The organism is Bradyrhizobium sp. T-12 (assembly GCF_058314695.1).
Genome location: NZ_CM177756.1, coordinates 6,756,803 through 6,773,242 on the forward strand (window position 1 = coordinate 6,756,803; position 16,440 = coordinate 6,773,242).

18 protein-coding genes are annotated in these 16,440 nt (G+C 65.3%); 7 read left to right on the forward strand and 11 right to left on the reverse strand.

The window, feature by feature from the left end:
* Positions 1 to 39: 39 nt before the first annotated feature.
* The gene (locus AC0WRY_RS32255) at positions 40 to 309 is read right to left on the reverse strand and encodes a hypothetical protein (RefSeq protein ID WP_194404739.1); all 270 of its coding nucleotides are present in this window, start codon (positions 307 to 309) and stop codon (positions 40 to 42) included.
* Between the two features lie 53 nt (positions 310 to 362).
* On the opposite strand from AC0WRY_RS32255, the gene AC0WRY_RS32260 reads away from it, so the two are divergent.
* Positions 363 to 791, forward strand: coding sequence for a hypothetical protein (locus tag AC0WRY_RS32260; RefSeq protein WP_491122398.1), 429 nt, complete (start codon positions 363 to 365; stop codon positions 789 to 791).
* 53 nt (positions 792 to 844) lie between these two features.
* Here AC0WRY_RS32260 and AC0WRY_RS32265 read toward each other — a convergent pair whose 3' ends face one another.
* The 6 genes from AC0WRY_RS32265 to AC0WRY_RS32290 all read right to left on the reverse strand — a co-directional run bounded on the left by AC0WRY_RS32265 (position 845) and on the right by AC0WRY_RS32290 (position 7,322).
* Positions 845 to 1,315 (reverse strand): hypothetical protein, encoded by a 471-nt coding sequence (locus AC0WRY_RS32265; protein WP_491122399.1) that lies wholly within the window; start codon positions 1,313 to 1,315, stop codon positions 845 to 847.
* Between the two features lie 10 nt (positions 1,316 to 1,325).
* Entirely contained in the window at positions 1,326 to 1,544 is a 219-nt protein-coding gene (locus tag AC0WRY_RS32270) for a hypothetical protein (protein WP_194408475.1), read from the reverse strand.
* A gap of 89 nt (positions 1,545 to 1,633) precedes the next feature.
* Positions 1,634 to 3,193: a hypothetical protein gene (locus AC0WRY_RS32275; protein WP_491122400.1), complete on the reverse strand. Its 1,560-nt coding sequence runs from the start codon at positions 3,191 to 3,193 to the stop codon at positions 1,634 to 1,636.
* 84 nt (positions 3,194 to 3,277) lie between these two features.
* A complete protein-coding gene (locus tag AC0WRY_RS32280) occupies positions 3,278 to 4,417 on the reverse strand; it encodes a glycoside hydrolase family 5 protein (protein WP_491122401.1) in 1,140 nt (379 codons plus the stop codon).
* A 2-nt stretch (positions 4,418 to 4,419) separates the two neighbouring features.
* Positions 4,420 to 6,597 (reverse strand): GumC family protein, encoded by a 2,178-nt coding sequence (locus tag AC0WRY_RS32285; protein ID WP_491122402.1) that lies wholly within the window; start codon positions 6,595 to 6,597, stop codon positions 4,420 to 4,422.
* 77 nt (positions 6,598 to 6,674) lie between these two features.
* Positions 6,675 to 7,322 (reverse strand): LysR family transcriptional regulator, encoded by a 648-nt coding sequence (locus tag AC0WRY_RS32290; RefSeq protein WP_491122403.1) that lies wholly within the window; start codon positions 7,320 to 7,322, stop codon positions 6,675 to 6,677.
* A gap of 198 nt (positions 7,323 to 7,520) precedes the next feature.
* On the opposite strand from AC0WRY_RS32290, the gene AC0WRY_RS32295 reads away from it, so the two are divergent.
* Positions 7,521 to 8,693 (forward strand): MFS transporter, encoded by a 1,173-nt coding sequence (locus tag AC0WRY_RS32295; protein ID WP_194408476.1) that lies wholly within the window; start codon positions 7,521 to 7,523, stop codon positions 8,691 to 8,693.
* Here the strand turns inward: AC0WRY_RS32295 and AC0WRY_RS32300 are convergent.
* Positions 8,686 to 9,729, reverse strand: coding sequence for a zinc-binding dehydrogenase (locus AC0WRY_RS32300; RefSeq protein ID WP_259217878.1), 1,044 nt, complete (start codon positions 9,727 to 9,729; stop codon positions 8,686 to 8,688). The two genes, AC0WRY_RS32295 and AC0WRY_RS32300, sit on opposite strands and share 8 nt — an antisense overlap.
* Before the next feature lie 13 nt (positions 9,730 to 9,742).
* Entirely contained in the window at positions 9,743 to 10,408 is a 666-nt protein-coding gene (locus AC0WRY_RS32305; protein ID WP_491122404.1) for a class I SAM-dependent methyltransferase, read from the reverse strand.
* 268 nt (positions 10,409 to 10,676) lie between these two features.
* Here AC0WRY_RS32305 and AC0WRY_RS32310 point away from each other — a divergent pair, with 268 nt between their 5' ends.
* The 5 genes from AC0WRY_RS32310 to AC0WRY_RS32330 all read left to right on the forward strand — a co-directional run bounded on the left by AC0WRY_RS32310 (position 10,677) and on the right by AC0WRY_RS32330 (position 13,200).
* The gene (locus AC0WRY_RS32310) at positions 10,677 to 11,003 is read left to right on the forward strand and encodes a hypothetical protein (RefSeq protein ID WP_491122405.1); all 327 of its coding nucleotides are present in this window, start codon (positions 10,677 to 10,679) and stop codon (positions 11,001 to 11,003) included.
* Positions 11,004 to 11,278: 275 nt separating this feature from the next.
* Positions 11,279 to 11,764: a GreA/GreB family elongation factor gene (locus AC0WRY_RS32315; protein ID WP_491122406.1), complete on the forward strand. Its 486-nt coding sequence runs from the start codon at positions 11,279 to 11,281 to the stop codon at positions 11,762 to 11,764.
* A gap of 10 nt (positions 11,765 to 11,774) precedes the next feature.
* Positions 11,775 to 12,209, forward strand: coding sequence for a nucleoside diphosphate kinase regulator (rnk, locus tag AC0WRY_RS32320; RefSeq protein WP_194404748.1), 435 nt, complete (start codon positions 11,775 to 11,777; stop codon positions 12,207 to 12,209).
* Positions 12,210 to 12,443: 234 nt separating this feature from the next.
* Positions 12,444 to 12,707 carry a hypothetical protein gene (locus AC0WRY_RS32325; RefSeq protein ID WP_212065152.1) on the forward strand — a complete coding sequence of 88 codons (264 nt, stop codon included), beginning with the start codon at positions 12,444 to 12,446 and terminating at the stop codon, positions 12,705 to 12,707.
* A gap of 127 nt (positions 12,708 to 12,834) precedes the next feature.
* Complete coding sequence (locus AC0WRY_RS32330) at positions 12,835 to 13,200, forward strand: BA14K family protein (RefSeq protein ID WP_491122407.1); 366 nt, start codon at positions 12,835 to 12,837, stop codon at positions 13,198 to 13,200.
* Between the two features lie 107 nt (positions 13,201 to 13,307).
* On the opposite strand, the gene AC0WRY_RS32335 is transcribed toward AC0WRY_RS32330, so the two are convergent.
* Both AC0WRY_RS32335 and AC0WRY_RS32340 read right to left on the reverse strand, forming a co-directional pair.
* Positions 13,308 to 14,342, reverse strand: a complete 1,035-nt coding sequence (locus AC0WRY_RS32335) for a tripartite tricarboxylate transporter substrate binding protein (protein WP_491123526.1) — start codon at positions 14,340 to 14,342, stop codon at positions 13,308 to 13,310.
* A 10-nt stretch (positions 14,343 to 14,352) separates the two neighbouring features.
* Complete coding sequence (locus tag AC0WRY_RS32340; RefSeq protein WP_491122408.1) at positions 14,353 to 16,440, reverse strand: acetate--CoA ligase family protein; 2,088 nt, start codon at positions 16,438 to 16,440, stop codon at positions 14,353 to 14,355.

A 16,440-nucleotide genomic window follows, 5' to 3' on the forward strand; every position in this document is an offset into this window, starting at 1 on the left:
CAAAGCGATCGCAGTGTTGGCCTTGATGACCGGCGCTGCTCAGGCGGCGACCGTGGAAAAGACAGGCAAGACGGCATCGGGCGAGACCTGCAAGGTCACGGTCGAAAAACATGCCGACGGCAGCATCAGCGCGGTCGGCTCATCGGGTTCAGGCACCACCGGATCAACCGCGTCGAGCGGTTCGCTGTCGAGCTCGAGCTCGGCGGGCGGATCGTCCGTGCACGTACAGGCGGGCGGCGGCAGCGTCTCGAGCTCCTCGTCGACGGCGGGCGGTCCTGGCACCACCAGCGCCAGCACCATCACCGTCAACGGATGCACGATCTCGACGTCATCCCCATAAGATTCACCGAGAGGATTGAAACATGAAAACCCTGCTTACGACCTCGGCGGTCGCATTGCTGCTCGCCGCCACTTCACCGGTTCTCGCCCAGAAGAGTGTCACGGGCGGAAGCGGCGGGTCGGCCGCGGCGGGCGGCACCTCCGCCTCCACGGTCGGCACCGGCGGCACCTCCACCTCGGCGACAGGCAATACCGGCTCGTCGATCGCCGCCGGCGGAAGCGCAGCGGCCGTCGACGGCAAGACGCAGACCGGCGTCAGCACGAACAAGGGCAACGGCCCCGTGATGAACTCCAACGCCCGGGCGCAGGCCCATGACGGCGGCACGTTCAGCCGCTCGCATACGCGCACCCAGGTCAAGGCCGGCGAGCAGGTCGGCTCGACCACCAAGACGATGTCGCATGTGCCGGGCTCGAAGCCGACCATGTCGACGACGTCAACGACCTCGCGCTAATCCTCACGACCTGCTGCCCGGTTCGACCGGGCAGCTTTTTTCTTCGAGCCTGCTCACCCGCCGCTCAGGCTGTGGCTGATCCGCGTGACGACCCGGTCCCATTGCCGCTTCTCGGCCGCGGGATAATTGACCAGCACGCAGTGCACATAGCCCCGCGTAAAATTGCAGCGGTCGTACCAGATCTTGTCGCGCTTGATGCTGGAGACCACGAAGAAATTCGGCGTGATCCGCTTATAGACGATGTCGGAGGGCGGATCCTTCCTGGCCAGGAATTGCGCCGGCGAAAGACCCTGCCGGTTGGAAACGGCCTGGACGGTGAGATCGGCCCTGCCGTCGGACGTGCGAAACTGCTGGCCATAGCCGTCGGGCTTGCCGGCCATCTCCGTGAAAATCGAGACGGGAATGTCGACGGAGGTCCCCGACTCGGGAATCCGGTAGCTGCTCCAACTGTCGGCCCGGGCAACGAAGGGGGTGGCAGACAGCGCAAGGGCGGCGGCAAGGATCGTCTTAAGCATCGTCTTCATGTCGGCCTCATCAGTTGCGCGGCGCCAGTTGCAGCTCCATCAGAGCGATCCGCTGCAAATTCCCGACGTTGCGCTCGCCCGCACCAGCCGTGCGCAGGATGGATTCCGCGAGCGCGTTGACGTGCGAGGCGTGCACCGGCTCCGGCAGGGTGGCAACCGCAGCTTCCAGGGCGGTCGTCATGATCTCGATCACCTCGGGGGAGAATTCAGCGTTGGAAAAGTTCTTCATCGTGTGCATCGGCCGCTGGTGCGGGCCGTCGGTCAACGCCAGGAAAAAGTGGAAGTTCCTGAACGGCGCGCATCGAGCTGAACGTCCGCTTACGTCACGGGCTGGTAGCCCGCGAGCTGCGCCGGCTCCGCGTCCTCGCTGGCGACGGCCTGCATTCTCACATGGCTGCCGATGACGAGGCCCGTGAGCGAGAGCATGAGCCCCAGCGCGAGCGGCGCGAACAGGGCCTCTTCCTGAAACAATCCGTTGAGCAGCACGACCATGACGCCGAAGCCGGCGAGCCCCTGCGTCAAATAGCCCGACGAGGCGTAGAGGCGCCAGGCCTTGAGCGCCACCGCGAAATAGAAGGCCAGCGGCACGAAGGCGGCGATGCCCATCTGGTACAAGAGAACGCCGATCGCGCTCTCGACCGCGCCATCGATCGTGCCGGCCGCCTGCGCGGCGCTCCAGTCGATGGAGAAATAGCTGTCCGACAAATTGCCGCCGATGCCGAGGCCCCGGCCGAAGGGTCTCTGCACGAACCCGTCCAGGCCACCCATCAGCCCGATGACGTGATAGTCTCCGATCTGCAGTCCGAGGCGGATCGCCAGAACCGCGAAGGCGATCATGCCGAGAAAGCCGAGCAACAAGGTCAGCACGGCGCCGATCAGCCGGGTCGCGATCCAGGCCGCAACCACGAAGATCACCACGATGATCGCGCCCTTCACGCTGCAAAGCACCAGCAGCGGCAAGGCCGCGAGGGCCAGCAGCGGTCGTCCCACCGAGAACAGGAACAGGGCGAGAAAGCCGATCCCGTAAGCGAAGCTGATCGGGTGCATGTTCGGACCGTTGATGCGCAGCAGCTTCGACAGGCCGAACCCTTCGAGCAAGGGCGTATTCAGAAAGTCGAAGCTGAATCGGTCCTTGAGATCGACGGGCACATTGCCGGTGGCCCTCATCTGGGCCTCCCAGACACCCGAATGGGTCGCCTTGAGCTCGTCGAAGCCCCAGAACGTATAGCCGTTGGTGATGGCCAGCCAGACATCGCGGAACACGAGCTCGACATACCCACACAGGATGAGCATGGCCGCCAGCGTCACCAGGAACGGCGTGATGCGCACCTCGTAGGTCGCGGCCGTCAGCAGCGACAGCTGGAACAGGAACAGCGGCAGCACGATGTTGCGCAGATAGACCGCGGCCGGCTGTCCGTCCTGAATGAAGCCGATCGCGAAATACACCGACACCACGGCGAGAGTGACGACACCCCATCGCATGATCCGGTTCACTTCAGGCGACTGATTCCTCTGGCCCAGCACGTAGAGGCCGAACGTCGCCAGCCACATGACGGAGCAGACGAGGAAATTGTAGCCCTTGATGAAGTCGAGATCGGACGGCAGCGGCACCAGCGGCGACAGGATCGAGACGAACAGGTTCTGGAAGAACAGCACGAAGATCGCGATGGCCGGCGCATAGGTCGGAACCGCCAGAACGATGGCGATGCCGACGAGGACCTCGACAGCGATAGCCAGCGCCGGATTGGCCAGATGCAGGACCGGCGCAAAGCCGATCGTGGCCGTGGCGATGCAGAACATCGCGATCATCTCACGCAAGGCCGGCACCGATGGTTCGGCCTGCACGCTTTGATCCTGGGTCAAGTCCCCGGCGCTCATCGATCGTCCTTTGCAACGCGCGGAGGTCACGATAGCGGGCCGATGCGTAAGGATTCGTTAACGATAGCGGCCCGCGCCTGGCGATCAGCGCCGGCGGGGGCGGGTCGCGCCGAGCAGCGCCCGCATCACGTCGGGATCGGGCCTGCCGGTGCTGCGGTCGACCAGGCCAAAGCCCTGCGCCAGCTCCCAATGCGCCCAGCCCCAGCAATGCTCCCTGGCATAAGCGGTGAGTTCCGCCAGCCAGCGCAGCCGGCTTTCCCGGGGCGCGCCGGCTTTCAACACGCCGAATTCGTTGACGATGATCGGCCGCGCGAATTGCTGCTGCCATTGCAGCGCGGGCGCGAGCCAGCGATCGGCCGTCGGCTTGTCCTTGGCGGCTGTGATCGCGACATCGATCATGCCGAGCGCCTTGGTCGCGCCCCTCGCCTGCAGATCCTGGCGGATCGCCTGAACCTTGGGATCGCTGGCGTTGAGCGGATAAGGCAGATCGATGATGTCGTGCAGCGGATCCTGTGCATCCCAATGCGCCTGATGGGTGAACACCATGGGATCGTAGAAGTGGATGGCGTAGACGACGTCAGGATCCGCCAAGGGGCGGAATCGCGGCAGCGAGTCCGCGCGCTGCCAATTGACCGGACCGACGATGAGCGTGGTCGCGGGAAGCAATTTGCGCACGAAGGCGGTGAGCGTCTCGACCTCGGTCTGCCATCTGTCCGCGTCGATATCGGGCTCGTTGAGCAGCTCGGCGAAAACGCGCTCGGCCGGATAGGATCGAATGACTCCGGCAAGCCCGGCCCAGGCCTCCTGCATCTGATGCAGCGCCGCGTCCGGATCCTCCTTGTGCAGGCGATTGAAGCGATCGCCGGGATGAAGATCGACGGAGGTGGCATAGCCGAGCGCGGTGAGCTGCTTCAGCGCCTTGTCGAGCGCGCGCAGCGTCGTCTCGCGCTCTTCCTTCGATGCGAAACGAGGCATCACGCGCTCGGCCGGCACCGGCAGCCGGACATGGCTCATGCCCGACCTGCGCAATTGCTGCAGCAATTCGCGGCTCGGCACCTCGCCGTTGATCCAGCCATCGGCATTGAAGCCGCGCGACAATGCGGCGAGCCTGCCGGATGCGACAGTCTGGGGCAGGGGCACGCAAGTTTCAGCGAAGGCCGGCGGGCTGAAGCAGATCGACAGCAGCATCGCAGCACTCAGCAGACGACGGCGCGAGCCTGTCATCGCTAGACCGCAAGACCCAATGCGCCGCCCTCGGGGTGCGGCGCTTGCGAGCCCGCGGGCGCATGATTGACGACGAGCCCCGTCGGCACGGCCTCGTACCGCGACAATGCCGCGGTCACCCGGCGCATCGCTGCCGATCCCAGCTCGCCGGCGCGCGCCACCAGCACGATCAGATCCGCATGGGCCGCCAGCGCGATCGCGTCGGGCTGCAAGGCGAGATTGCCGGCGTGGACGATGATCAGATCGAACTCCGACCGGATATCGTCCTCAGGTCCCGCATCGAGCTTGCGGCCGGCGCTCAGCAGCTCGTCGATCGACTGTAGTCCCGCTGTGGTCGAGCCGTCGTTCCACTCGGTCACCGGCGGCTGGTGACCTGCGAATTCGCCCTGCAGGCGGATCAGGACGCTCATCATGCCGCGATTCACGGCGGCGCGATTCAGCGAGCGCGCGACGGTGTTGCCGCCGGCACTCTTGCCGACCGACAGCACGAGGGCGACCTTGCAGCCGCGCACCGGCACGCGATCGATCCGCTCCAGCAGCGGCCGCAGATGGGCACTGAGATCGAGCTCGGCGGAGGTCGCGATCGGCCTTTGCCAGACGGTGTTGGTCGCGGTCGCCGGTGCCAGATCGGGGATGCGTGCCCAGACCGGAAGCTGCGGCATCGTCTCGGGACGGGTTGCGTCAGCGGCCGGAGGTTGAGCTTGAGGCTGAACTTGCGGCTGGACTTGAGGCTGGACTTGCCGGCCTCGCGTGTTCTCCGCCGCGGCCTGCATGGGAGCTTCAGCAGGCGCGGACTGGTCGGACAGGCTCGTCATCACCGCGACGGCCGCGGTCGATGTGAGGAGCGAGCCGATCGCCAGCGCCGCCAGCAGCAGCGCCAGCGGCGGGCGCGTCGAGCGCAGCGGCGGAATGGCGGGTGACGCGATCTTGGTCTGCGACGCCTGCAGCTGACGCTGCTCGTTGGTGGTCTTGAACCGCGACAGGAACTGCTCGTAGATGTTGCGGTTGGCGTCGGCGTCGCGCTGCAACTCCTGCAGCTTCACCAGCGCCTGGCCATCGACCAGCATCTGCGTCTCGACCGATTTGAGCTGCTTTTCCAGAGCGTTCTGCTGCTCCAGCTGAGCTTCATATTCGGACTTGGCGGTTTCGATGTTCTTCTTCCGCTCGACCTCGATCTGCCGGTTGATGTCGGCGAGCTGGCTGTAGGAGATCGCGAGGTCGGGATGGCGGTCACCATACACCGCCTTCTTCTGCGCGATCTGGTCGTTCAGGGTCGAGCGCTGCGCCCGCAGCATGCTGAGGAGATCCTGCTTCACCGGCCCTTCGACATTGGCCTTGAGATCGCGCTGCACCTGCTCGTAGCGCGCCTTGGCTTCCTCGGTGCGAAGACGCGCGGCGGAGACCTGCTGGTTGAGATCGGTCACCCGCAATTGCTGCGTGGTGGAATCCTTGCCGGCATTGAGGATCTTGTGCTCGAGCCTGAAGGCGGCGACGGCGTCTTCGGAGGCGCGCAGGCGCTCGTTCAATATCTTGAGCCGGTCCTTGAGCCAGTCGGCCGCCTCGTCCGTGGCCTCGGTGCGGACCCGGCCCTGGCTCGCGACGAACGCCTCGGCGATCGCGTTGGCATAGTAGGCAGCGCGTTCCGGGCGGTTCGAGGTGAAGGAGATCGCGATGACATAGGTGAGCCCGCGGCGCGTGATCTCGAGGCGGCTGCGGAATTTTTCGAGCAGGCGCGTCATGTCGGTGTGACCGCCGGCGATGTCGTCGTCCTCGGCGATCTTGAGCAGTTCGATCAGATGGCGGAGAAAGCCGTCCGACTTGGCGATCTCGATCTGGCTCTGCAGCGCCGCGGCGTCCTGGCCGATGCCCGGCAAGACGTCTTGCTCCGTCGTGACACGCAGCTCCCGGGGATCGAGCACGACCAGCGCCGTCGCGGCATAGCGGACCGGCAGAACCATGAGAACGATGACGCCAAGAGCAAACAGCGCCACCGCCAGGGTGAGAATGCGCCGGCCGTTCTCGCGCAGGAAAGAGAGTGCTCCGGAGACGGTCAGCGATCCCTTGATCAGCCCCGGCGCAGCGGCGTCGGCCTTCGGCCTCGCAGCCCGCGGCGCTTCCCACGAAGCCGCAGGCTCCGTCGGGGCGATGCTTCGCGGAGATGCGCGGCTACCGAACGCCATGGGGTTGGACTCGAAATCAACTGACTGTCATAGCTCAAAGGCTTTTCACACCGTAAATATCCATGGTTAACCGGCGGTTACGGCCGGCGCGAAGCCGTCATGGTGCGCGGCTTGGCTGGGCCGGCGACCAGGGGCGCTCTGGGTATGGCGCCCTCGAGCTCGACATCGCCAAGCAGGCAGGACCGCAGGGTCTCGATCTCCGGGCAATCGGCGGTTCCGAGCGGGCCGATCAGGAAGCCGCGCTCCAGAGGCTCGCATTTGTAGCCTGGACAGCGCTGCACCCGGTCCGCGATCACGACATCGACCTTGCCTTCGAGCAGCTCGTGCAGCCCCGCCGGCTGACTGATGCGGATGGCGAGCTGCGGCTCGGCGCGGCGGAACCGGGCCAGGCGCGCCCGCAGCCCGTCGACGACAAAACTGGCGTGAAGCCCGATATGAAGCATAGCAGTGACGCCGTCGGGCTTGAGCTCGGCAGTGGCCTCGGCAAGGCAACGAAACGCCTGACGGACCTGCTCCAGATAGATCTCGCCGGCCGACGTCAGAATGACCTGCCGTGTCCGGCGCTCGAACAGCTGCACCCCCAGCCGCTCCTCCAGCAGGCGGACCTGCTGGCTGACCGCACCGGCCGTGACATGCAGCTCGTGGGAGGCCTGCTTGAAGCTGAGATGACGGGCGGCGGCCTCGAAGGCACGCAGGGCATTGAGTGGCGGCAGAAGATACGTCATGGCCGGCTCCGGACGATGCGGGGGGAGACCGGCAGGATGCATGAGTTTTGCTCGCGCGACAAAAGAGAAATCCTGCTTTGTCGCCGGCGACGGCGAGCGATACCCCAGGGCCGACCCTAGCGCAGCCCGAGGAAACCAGTGCCGCTCGAAAAGCCGTCGATCGAAAATTCGTACTCCTGGATTCGTCTCACCGTCTCCATGGCCCTCAGCACGCTGGGCTGCGTCGGCATGTGGTCGCTGGTGGTGGCATTGCCGGCAGTGCAGGCCGATTTCAATGCGCCCCGTGCCGAGGCGGCCCTGCCCTACACGCTCACCATCATCGGCTTCATGATCGGCGGCATCGTCGTCGGCCGCCTGGCCGATCGCTTCGGCATTCTGCTGCCGCTGGCCGGCGGCACGATCCTGATGAGCCTCGGCTACGTCCTCACCGCCTTCGCGCCGAGCCTGCCGATGTTCGCGCTGATCTCAGGCGTCACGATCGGCCTCGGCGGCGCGGCGAGCTTCGCGCCGCTGGTGGCCGATGTCTCCTTGTGGTTCGACAGGCACCGCGGCCTCGCCATTTCCCTGGCGACGGCCGGCAGCTCCGTTGCCGGCGTTGTCTGGCCACCCATTGTCCAGCAGGCCATCGCCTCCTACGGCTGGCGGCAGACCCATGTCGGCATCGGCCTGTTTTGTTTGGCAACGATGCTGCCGCTCTCGCTGGTGCTGCTGCGGCGGCCGCCCGTACAGGCGGCTGCGCGCGAAGCGACGAGCCGCGGCAACACGATGCAGTCGATCGGCCTGTCCCCTTCCGTCACCCAGGGCCTGCTGGCCCTCGCCGGCATATGCTGCTGCGTCGCCATGGCGATGCCGCAGGTCCATCTGGTCGCCTATTGCGGCGACCTCGGCTACGGCTCCGCGCGCGGCGCCGAGATGCTGGCGGTCATGCTCGGCTTCAGTGTGGCGAGCCGTCTGTTCTTCGGCTGGCTGTTGAACCGCATCGGCGGCCTTCCGACGCTGCTGCTGGGCTCGGCGATGCAGGCCACGGCACTCGCACTCTATCTGCCGTTCAACGGCCTGGTCTCGCTTTATGTGGTGTCGGCTATATTCGGACTGGCGCAGGGCGGCATCGTGCCGAGCTACGCCGTGATCATCCGCGAGCTATTCCCGGCGCGGGAGGCCGGCTTTCGCATCAGTCTCGCCATCTCGGTCACGCTCGCGGGCATGGCGCTGGGGGGCTGGATGGCCGGCGCGATCTATGATGCGACCGGCTCCTACGCGTCGGCGCTGATCAACGGCATCGCCTGGAATATCGTGAACATCGCGATTGCAGCCTGGCTGCTGCAGCGCCAGCGCCGACATATCGTCGGCGCCTGCGCCGCGCTCAGCTGATGTTCAGCAGGATTCGCCCCGACGTGCCGCTGCGCATCAGGTCCAGCGCGTCGTTGACGCCGTCGAGCGCGAACTCGTGTGTGACGATCCCACGGTAGTTCACCTTGCCGGCGTCGCTCAGGCGAACCAGCCGCGGGATATCGCGCGCCGGCTGGCATTGCCCGCCTTCCGAACCCTTCAGCACCTTCTCGAAATGGAGCGGCAGCGTGTAGATCTCGGCCTTCTCGCGGGGAACACCGACGAGGATGCAGCGGCCCTTCTTCGCGGTGATCTCGTAGGCGAGCTCGATCAGATTCTTGACGCCGGTGGTCTCGACGACCTTGTCGGGTCCGTCAGCGCCGGTGATCGATCGAACCTCGGCGGCGACATCCTTGACCGCTTCGGAGTTGATGAGGTGCGTCGCGCCGAACTGCCGGGCCATCTCGAGCTTGTTGTCGAGGCGATCGATCGCGATCACGGGATAGGCACCGACCATCGCGGCAAATTGCACGATGTTCAATCCGACGCCGCCGACGCCGAACACGACGACGGCTTCGCCGATGGCGATCTGCGCGTCGTTGTTGACGACGCCGAGCGCGGTCGTCACGGCACAGCCGAGCAGCGGCGCGCTGGTGCGGTCGATCGAAGCCGGAACCGGGGTGACGCGATTTTCCGATACCACGGCATATTCATTGAAGGTGGTGACCCAGCCGGCGTTGAGCCGCTTGCCGCGCCAGGAATAGACCGGCGTGTTGGACTGGACGCCCTTGCCCGGGCGCCAATGCATGACGACGGTATCCCCCTCTTTGCAGGACACGACGCCGGGTCCGGTCTCGACGATCGTGGCCAGCGCCTCGTGACCCAACAGGTGCGGCAGGAACTTGTCGACGCCCTTGACCGCGTCGATCTCGTTGATCTGCGCGCCGCAGATGCTCGACGTGTGCACATGCGCGAGCACCTGGCCGTGTTCGAGCCTGTCCGGCAAGGTGAACTCGTCGACGATCAGCGGCTTGCCCGATTCGACGAGAATGGCCGCCTTGGCAGTCTTGATGTCCATGGAGATCGCCCGATCACTCGAAATAGATGAATTCGTAATCGCCGGTGTAACCGAGCTTTCCGTACAGCCAGACCCATTCCGAGGTGTGCAGGATGGACTCCGCCGTCAGCGCCCAGCATTCGAGATTGTGCAACTCGGCGACGTTCCGGTAGCCCTCGACCATGACGTATTTGTTCTTGCCGACCCGCTCGACCTCCTTGAGGGCCGCCTCGAGCTCGTACAGTCGCAGATTGTGCAAGGTGCCGAGCGAGATGACGAGGTCGAAACTGTCGTCGCCATAGGGATAGACGTCCTGAGCGCGATAGTTGAACAGATACGGCCTCACCTGCTCGTGCGAATTGGCGAGCCCGTGCTTGGAGATATCGAAGCCGACGACCTTCAAGCCCGGCAGAATCTTCTGCATCTCGTACAGCAGGAATCCCTTGCCGCAGCCGACGTCGAGCACGCTGGAGCCGTCCTTCAGACCATAGGTCTCGATCAGCGCCTTGGCGACCGGCGCCCAGCGCCCCTCGATGAAGCGGTAGCCGCCATAGCCGAAGCGGCGGTCGCCGTCCCAATAATCGGCCTCGTATTCCCGCGCCTTCAGCGAGCAGCCGATCTTGTCGTCGTTCATACGGCCCATGTAATCGCGCTTGGTCGCCGTATGCAGCGGCGTCACGATATTCAGCAGTCGTCCCATTCAACCCTCGGATTCCAAAGCGCGTTGCGATGGCCGCGACCGGCCGGGGAGCCGTGAGTCGCGACTTGCGAGTCCTTCTAGCATTGGTGGTCGAGATCATCATTGCTGCAGATCAATGATGGGGAGTCCTGCGACGGCTTAGGCAGCAGCGCGACGGAGCCTTGCGGGGCGCGGAGCCCGGCGAGGTTCCAATGCGGCTGGCAGCAGTGACATGAAGACGCGGGGAACGCGAATGCGAAGCACGGCGTTGGCGCGAAGGGAGATCACCATGCCGACCAAACCGACCATCGCCCGCATCTGGCGCGGTCGCACCCGCCGCGATGTCGCCGACGCCTACCAGGCCTATCTGCAGGCCGAGGGCATTCCGCCGCTGCGCAAGACCGCGCTCGGTGTGCTGCAATTACGCGAGGACCGCGACGAGGAGACCTGGTTCACGACCATCTCCTATTGGGCGGACATCGCAGCCATGACGGCCTTCACCGGGGGCGAGCCGACCAAGGTTTATCATCTCGCGCGCGACGCGGAATTCCTGATCGAGCTGCCGCAGCGCATCGAGATTCACCGCATCCTGATCGACGAGCAAGGACTGCGGTGAAAGGCCGAGCCACGGAATGTGAGGCTCGCATCGCTGCCCGAATCGCGGCTTGCCGCAAATATCCGATCGCCCGCGGCTGTGCGGTTTCGCCGCAATGTTTCCAGCGGAATGAATCACTATAGTCAGAATGTCATGGCATATGTCGTCGACATAGACGCGCGCACCGCGCGTTTCGGTCTTCACGCCGGCCGCCTCCAAGCAGGCGGTTAGCCGGACGGTGTTCGCGCCGTCCGGGCTCTTTTCCAGCTTTCGTGACCTCTGCCTGAGAGGTCGTCTTGAAGCAGAAGGAGTGTGCCGTGCTGCCTCTTCCGAAAATTGCGCTCGTCGCATCTGAATATCCGCGGCTCGAACAGCTTGCCCGCCACGCCGCCCAACGAGGTGATTTGGACGGAATCTTCCTGCTGGGTGAAATCAATCGCGCCGACATCGTGCCGGACGAATGGGACGATCTCCGTTCGCGCGTGATCGTCGGATCATGGGTCACCTTTTGCACGAACTGGGGCGTTCCGCGTCGCATCGTGCAATTGGTCTGGCCCGAGGAATGTTGGTCGGATCCCGCCCGCATTTCGGTCCTGACGCCTTTAGGAGCGGCTTTGATCGGCCTGCAGGTCGGCGATCAAATGCCGTACGTCGTCGCCGGCTGCCTGAACGTCGTCAGGGTTTTGAACGTCACCCGATCAAGCCCGAACGTCGTTCCGCTCTTTCCCGCAAATCGGCGCAGCCGGCCGCTCGACGATGATCCTGGACCGACTGCAGCATAGGAGAAGCCAAATGCAGAACTTCGAAGCCGAGATTCGGCGGGACCAGCCCGCGCTGCCGCCGATCAAGCTCGCAAAAGACGAATCGCGGCGTCTCAGCTCGCTGGCGAATTCGACCATGGATCTGTTTCCCCGTGTCGCCCAGTTTCTGGCCCGCGAGCTGGACCGCGCGACGGTCGCGGAAGAGAACGACTTGTGCGGCGTGGTCAGGATGGGCTCCAAAGTGACCTATCGCGATGACAGGGGTGCGAGCCGCGAGATCGTGCTGGTCTATCCGCACGAGGCCAACATCGCGCTCAGCCGGATCTCGATCCTGACGCCCGTCGGAGCGGCCCTGATCGGCCTCTCGGTGGGACAGCGCATCGCATTCGAGACGCCGGACAAGCGCATCAGAGGGTTGACCGTTCTTGCCGTCTCCGAATCGGAAGGGAACGACCGATCCAAATGAGCATGACTCTTTCGCGTTAGCGGGCGCGCCGCTCCTTGATGCGCGCCCCGCCTGTCGCACGGGTTTGACAGACGACCTGCGATGGAACTTGCTGTAGCACAACGAGCTCCCTTCCAAGGCTCGCTAGCGTGTTTCCGCAGGCGAACTCTCAGAAGCAGCCGAAGGTGGGCGTCGTCAGTAACGCCTCGTCGCCCTTCGCAATTGACCTCGTCAGGCACGGGAACGAAAACAATCATGAAGAACATCAGTGCCGGCCAGATCGCCCTGTTGGTTGCGCTCGGAGCCTTGTTGATCCTGACGTGCGTCTGGGGATTCTCAGTCTGGGAAACCAGCAGCGGCGTCGAGATGGGCAAGCATGGCTGGATCGCGCTGGGCCTCGGAGCCTTCTTCTCCCTGCTGATCGGCTGCGGGCTGATGGCCCTGATGTTCTTCAGCAGCCGCAGCGGCCACGATGATGTCGCCGATCCCTTCCGCCGGCGGGACGGCGAGGACCGCTAGCCACATCTCAGGCTTGCATCCTTACCAACAATTCATGTTCCGCGACCCTCTGTCGCTCGTCTCGCGCTGAAGGAACGGAGCGGGCAAGCGGCCGTTGCTCCCCATCCTCAACAACACGGAGCCCGACATGAAAATGCGCAGAACTTTCGTCGCCCTCGCGGCCGCTGGAGCGATGCTCTCGACCGCGGCATCACCGGTGCTTGCGGCGCCTCTGCCGATCGCGAATCCGGGTGCTGACTCCGGCTTGCAGCAAGTGCAGTACCGGCACTGGCACGGACATGGGTATCGGCATGGCTATTACGGGCACCATCACGGTGGGAACGGCGCAGCCGTCCTTGGCGGCTTGGCGGCCGGCGCCATCATCGGCGGCGCAATCGCCAGCAGCCAGGCTCAGGCCAACGCGACCTCCTACTGCGCCCAGCGCTATCGCTCCTATGACCCCGGCTCAGGGACTTTTCTAGGTAACGACGGTTTGCGTCACCCCTGTCCGTGACGCACGCATGAGAGGCGACGGCAGCCTCCCCCGCGATGCGAGAGGCTGCCGGCCTACGGTACAGACGTTGCGGCCCATCCCAAGGGTGATCGAACGCGCCTGCGATGCTATTGCACCTCGATGTTCGCGTCCTTGACCAGCTTGCGCCAGCGCGCCTCCTCCTGGCCGACATAGCGGTCGAGCTCTTGCGGCGCGCTGCCGACCATGATGAGGCCCTCGTTCGCCTCCAGCTTCTTGAAGGCACCGGACTGAACCGCCTTTGCGATCGCCTGATTGAGGCGCGCAATCACCGGCGCCGGCGTCTTGGCCGGAGCGTACAAGCCGTACCAGGATTCGGCGGCGTAGCCGGGCACGCCGGCCTCGGCAACGGTCGGCAACTGCGGGAACGCCGCCGAGCGCTCGGCGGATGTGACGGCCAGCGCCCGGAGCTGACCTGCGGCCACCAGCGAGGCCGCGCTCGCCACGGTGGTGAACATCACGTCGATCTGGCCGCCCAGGAGATCGCTGATCGCGGGCGCCGCGCCCTTGTAGGGCACCGCCGTCATCTTGACCTTCGCCATGGAGTTGAACAGCTCGCCCGCGAGATGCGCCGAGGTGCCGGTGCCGAACGTGCCGAAGTTGAGCTTGCCGGGATTGGCCTTGGCCTCCGTGATCAAATCCGAGATCGAGTTGATCTTCGATGCCGGGTTGACCACGACGATGTTGAAGGAGCGCGCGATCAGCGAGACCGCCGCGAAGTCCTTGTGCGGATCGAACGGCAGCTTGTTGTACAGGCTCGGGTTGACCGCGTGCGCGAACGTCGCCATCAGCAGCGAATAGCCGTCGGGCTCGCTGGTCGCCACCGTCTGGGTTCCGATGATGGTCCCGGCGCCCGGCTTGTTCTCGATGATGACGGACTTGCCGAGATCCGTCTGCAGCTCCTGCGCCGTCGTACGCGCCATGATGTCGGTGCCGCCGCCGGCTGCGAAGGGCACGACGATCTTGATGATCTTATCAGGATATTCGGCGCGCGCCGGCGTCAGTCCGAGCCCCGCGACGATCGCACAGGCGAGGATGGCGAGGCTCTGCCGGCGCCGCACGGAATTCTTCTGCCGCGCGCCGTCGTGATCGATGCTTCCGCTGCTGGCCATCTGGAGCTCCATCTCACTCTGTCTAGACATTGAGAACAACCAATCCGTCCGCTGCCTTCACGCCCTGGCCCGCCGGCAGCACGAACACCGGATTGATCTCCGCCTCGGAAAGTCGATCCCCGAGCTGCGCAACCATCCGCGAGAACGCGACCACCGCTTCTGCGAGCGCTTCGACGTCGCATGTCGGCCGGCCCCGAAAGCCATCCAGCAACGGCCATGTGACGAGATCGCGCGCCATCGCGCGCGCCTCGGACAGATCGAGGCCGCCATTCGGCGGAAGCAGACGCATCGTCGTGTCCTTGAACAGTTCGGCCGCGACGCCGCCCATGCCGAGAAGGATTGCCGTTCCCAGGGAATCACGATGCATGCCGAGAATGATCTCGACGCCGCCTGAGATCATCTCCTGAACCAGGAACTGCTCGGGTCGCTTCCCGGCCCTGGCCTCGACCTCAGCCGCCATCGCAGCCAGGCGATCGCCGATCACTTCAGTGGTCAGGTTAATCGCGACGCCGCCGACATCGCTCTTGTGCGCGATCTCGCGCGAGAGGATCTTGAGCACGACACGGCCCCCGAGGCCGCGCGCCGCCTGCTCGGCTTCGCGCGCTGTTGCAACCACTTTCTCCGCCACGACAGGAATCCCAAACCGGGCGAACAGCGCCTTGGCCTGTGCTTCATCGAGCGATCCCGCCGGAAAACCGCTGGCATCCGCCGCCGTCGGGGGCGAATCGGATGCCTGGACCTGCTCCGGCATTGCGGCTCGCAACAGCCCGTCGAGCGCCGCAGTGCAGCTCTCGGCCGAGGTGTAGGCGGGGACGCCGCGCCGGGTCAGCACAGCCACCACCTCGGGCGCGTGGGGACTGACATAGGCGATGACCGGCTTGTCGCTGAGCGGCAAGCAGTCATGGATGGCGTCGGCCATCAGGGCCGGCGACCCCACGGCCGACGAGCCGGCAATGACGATGAGCGCGTCATAGGACGGACTTGCGAGCAGGATGCGGATGGCGCCGCGCAGCAAATCCGGCTGCAGGCCGGCGAGGGTCACGTCGATCGGATTGCGATCGAGGTTGGCATGCGAGCCCGACTGCAGGCTGCGCAATTGCGCGGCCGTCTCCGCATCGGGTGCGGGTGTCACAAAGCCTGCGACACCGAGACTGTCCGATACGATCGTGCCGGCGCCGCCGGTCGAGGTGAGGATCGCGACACGCCGGCCGGAAAGCTTCCGTCCCGCGCTGAGGGCCGCGGGAATGTCGAGCAGATCTTCGAAGGTCCGGGCGCGGATCACGCCGAGCTGCCGGAACAGGGCGTCGTACATGCGGTCGGAGCCGGCCAGCGCGCCGGTGTGCGAAACGGCCGCCTGTGCACCCGCCTCCGATCGCCCGATCTTGAAGGCGACGATGAGCTTGCCGGCGCGGCGCGCCTTGAGCACCGCCTCGCGAAAGCGGAGCGGATTGCGGATCGCCTCGATATAGAGTGCAATGACTTTGGTCGCATCGTCTTCGGCGAGGAAGTCGATGAAATCGGAGAGCTCGAGATCGGCCTCGTTGCTGGTCGACACCAGCTTGGACAGCCCGATTCCGCGCGCCGCGGCGCGCGACAGCACGGCGCCGAGAATCCCCCCGCTTTGCGAGATCAGCCCAATGCCCCCGGCCGGGAAGTCGTCCATCGCCAGCGCGCCCGACGCCGACAGCACGATATTGTCGGTGAGATTGACGAGACCGATCGTGTTCGGCCCGAGGACGCGCATCGATCCGGCGGCTTGCATGAGCTGGTGCTGGCGCGCGGCACCTTCCGCTCCGGTCTCGGTGAAGCCGCTGGCGAGAACGATCGCGGCGGCGGCTCCCCGCTCGGACAATTCGCGCACCGCGATATGCGCGCGCTCGGCGCCGACGAGGACAAGGCCGACGTCGGGCACATCAGGCAGCGAGGCGACGTCGGCGTAGCACTTGATGCCGCCGATCTCTGCGACCTTGGGATTGACGGGATAGATCGCGCCCGCAAAGCCGTGCTTCTGAAGATAGGACACAGGTCGCCCCGACGTCTTGCTGGGGTCTGCGGACGCGCCGATGATGGCGATGCTGCGCGGCCGGATCAGGCGTTCGATCGCGTTCAT

Excerpts from the sequence above, each read along its gene's own strand:
- AC0WRY_RS32300 (WP_259217878.1), bottom strand. The coding sequence starts at position 9,729 with ATGGACATCAAGACTGCCAAGGCGGCCATTCTCGTCGAATCGGGCAAG.
- AC0WRY_RS32290 (WP_491122403.1), bottom strand. The coding sequence starts at position 7,322 with ATGACGTATCTTCTGCCGCCACTCAATGCCCTGCGTGCCTTCGAGGCC.
- AC0WRY_RS32285 (WP_491122402.1), bottom strand. The coding sequence starts at position 6,597 with ATGGCGTTCGGTAGCCGCGCATCTCCGCGAAGCATCGCCCCGACGGAG.
- AC0WRY_RS32305 (WP_491122404.1), bottom strand. The coding sequence starts at position 10,408 with ATGGGACGACTGCTGAATATCGTGACGCCGCTGCATACGGCGACCAAG.
- AC0WRY_RS32295 (WP_194408476.1), top strand. The coding sequence starts at position 7,521 with ATGGCCCTCAGCACGCTGGGCTGCGTCGGCATGTGGTCGCTGGTGGTG.
- AC0WRY_RS32260 (WP_491122398.1), top strand. The coding sequence starts at position 363 with ATGAAAACCCTGCTTACGACCTCGGCGGTCGCATTGCTGCTCGCCGCC.
- AC0WRY_RS32270 (WP_194408475.1), bottom strand. The coding sequence starts at position 1,544 with ATGAAGAACTTTTCCAACGCTGAATTCTCCCCCGAGGTGATCGAGATC.
- AC0WRY_RS32310 (WP_491122405.1), top strand. The coding sequence starts at position 10,677 with ATGCCGACCAAACCGACCATCGCCCGCATCTGGCGCGGTCGCACCCGC.
- AC0WRY_RS32265 (WP_491122399.1), bottom strand. The coding sequence starts at position 1,315 with ATGAAGACGATGCTTAAGACGATCCTTGCCGCCGCCCTTGCGCTGTCT.
- AC0WRY_RS32340 (WP_491122408.1), bottom strand. The coding sequence starts at position 16,440 with ATGAACGCGATCGAACGCCTGATCCGGCCGCGCAGCATCGCCATCATC.
- rnk (WP_194404748.1), top strand. The coding sequence starts at position 11,775 with ATGCAGAACTTCGAAGCCGAGATTCGGCGGGACCAGCCCGCGCTGCCG.
- AC0WRY_RS32335 (WP_491123526.1), bottom strand. The coding sequence starts at position 14,342 with ATGGAGCTCCAGATGGCCAGCAGCGGAAGCATCGATCACGACGGCGCG.
- AC0WRY_RS32280 (WP_491122401.1), bottom strand. The coding sequence starts at position 4,417 with ATGACAGGCTCGCGCCGTCGTCTGCTGAGTGCTGCGATGCTGCTGTCG.
- AC0WRY_RS32330 (WP_491122407.1), top strand. The coding sequence starts at position 12,835 with ATGAAAATGCGCAGAACTTTCGTCGCCCTCGCGGCCGCTGGAGCGATG.
- AC0WRY_RS32325 (WP_212065152.1), top strand. The coding sequence starts at position 12,444 with ATGAAGAACATCAGTGCCGGCCAGATCGCCCTGTTGGTTGCGCTCGGA.
- AC0WRY_RS32275 (WP_491122400.1), bottom strand. The coding sequence starts at position 3,193 with ATGAGCGCCGGGGACTTGACCCAGGATCAAAGCGTGCAGGCCGAACCA.